Genomic DNA, 1,856 nt, shown 5'->3' on the forward strand with positions numbered 1-1,856 from the left:
CGCTCGATACCACCGTGGAGCAGTCGCACCCGTCCACCCAGGGCGCTGAACAAGGCAGCCAGGTCCGGCTCATCCTTATCGATGCCGGTGAAGCGCAGGCGCAGCACCGTGGCCGCGTCCGCCGACGCCGGATGAGGTTGCAAGCGGCTTTGCAGCTCTTCGGGCAGTGCGTGCTGCAACGGCGCCAGGAGCGTGCGACTGACGTCATGCTGCGGGTTGCCGAAGACTTCCCAGACTGGCCCTTGTTCGACGATCCGCCCTTGTTCGAGTACCACCACCCGGTCGCAGACTTCGCGGATGACCGCCATCTCATGGGTGATCAGCACGATGGTCAGGCCCAACCGCTGGTTGATCTCGCGCAGCAAACCGAGGATCGACTGAGTCGTCTCCGGATCGAGCGCCGAGGTGGCCTCGTCGCACAACAGGATCTGCGGGTCATGAACCAGCGCCCGGGCAATTCCGACACGCTGTTTTTGACCGCCCGAAAGCTGCGCCGGATAGGCGCCGTGCTTATCTTGCAGACCGACCAGTTCCAACAGTTCGCGCACCTTGTGCTGGCGCTGTTCCTTGGGCACGCCGGCCACCTTGAGTGGCAGCTCGACGTTCTGCCACACCGTCTTGGCTGACATCAGGTTGAAATGCTGGAAGATCATGCCGATGCGCCGGCGCAGCTCCACCAGCCGATCTTCGTCGAATTCGCCGATGTCCACCTGATCGATCAGCACGCGCCCGCTGGTGGGCTGTTCGAGGCGGTTGATGGTGCGGATCAGCGACGATTTGCCCGCGCCGCTGCGGCCGATGATGCCGAAGACCTCGCCGCGCTGGATCGCCAGGTCGATGCCTTGCAGCGCAGCCACCGGGCCCTGGGTGCCAGCGTAGGTCTTGCCCAGGCCGATGAAGCGCACATGGGCACGGTTCAGTTCTGGGTGCAGCTCGGTCTGGTCGGCGACGTGGGGCGCCGGGGCATCATGACGGAGTCGAGCATTGATTGCGCTCATGTTCAGCCTTCCCAACCGGCTTGGTAGAGCTTGCCATGGGCCTTGTCCAAGGCGGCGCGCACAGCGGGGGAGTGCTGGTAGATATCGACGAACTTGATCAACCGTGGATCATCCTTGCTCTTGGGCTGGATCACGAACTGGATGACGTACTCCTTGTGATCCAGGCCATCGAACAGCAACGCGGAAGTCGCATCGAAGGTGTTCGCCAGGCGAATGTAGGCCGGATAGCCTTGCACCAGATCGGCGTCTTCGTAGGCGCGCACCAGTTGCACCGCTTCGACTTGTAGAATCTTGAGCTTTTTCGGGTTGGCTACAATGTCATCTTCGGTGGCCTTGTAGCCGACCCCTGGCTTGAGCGTGATCAGCCCGGCCTTGGCCAGCAACTGCAAGCCGCGTCCGCTGTTGATCGGATCGTTGGCAATGGCGACGCTGGCGCCTTCCGGCAACTCGGCGAAACTTTTGTACTTCTTCGAGTAGAGGCCGACGTTGTTGATGATGCCCGGGGCGAACGGCACCAGGTCGAAACCGGCGGCGGCCTTGGCGTTTTCCAGAAAGGGGATGTGCTGGAAGTAATTCACGTCGATGTCACCCGAAGCGAGGCTGACGTTGGGCGCGATCCAGTCGCTGAACTCCACCAGTTCGACTTTCAGGCCTTGTTTGTCGGCCTCTTGAACGGCCGCCTCCAAGGGAATGGCGAAGGCGGCGGTGGTGCCGATTTTCAGCGGGGCGTCGGCGGCGAACAGCGCCGAGCTGAACAGGCCGAGAGCCAGGGCCAGGGTTTTGACTGGCAGGGTGAGGAAGTGCTTGGTCATGTCGGATATTCCAGTCGTTGATTGAGTCATGTGCTTTCATGGCGAG

2 protein-coding genes are annotated in these 1,856 nt (G+C 62.0%); both read right to left on the reverse strand.

Features of this window, described 5'->3' with window-relative positions:
• Nucleotides 1-998: methionine ABC transporter ATP-binding protein (locus OC610_RS26765; RefSeq protein WP_264432262.1), on the reverse strand; the 998-nt coding region annotated here is incomplete at its 3' end.
• Between the two features lie 2 nt (nucleotides 999-1,000).
• Nucleotides 1,001-1,810, reverse strand: a complete 810-nt coding sequence (locus tag OC610_RS26770; RefSeq protein ID WP_181290254.1) for a MetQ/NlpA family ABC transporter substrate-binding protein — start codon at nucleotides 1,808-1,810, stop codon at nucleotides 1,001-1,003.
• Nucleotides 1,811-1,856: the final 46 nt, after the last annotated feature.

The sequence above is a fragment of the Pseudomonas agronomica genome (genome assembly GCF_025917275.1).
Taxonomy (GTDB): domain Bacteria; phylum Pseudomonadota; class Gammaproteobacteria; order Pseudomonadales; family Pseudomonadaceae; genus Aquipseudomonas; species Aquipseudomonas agronomica.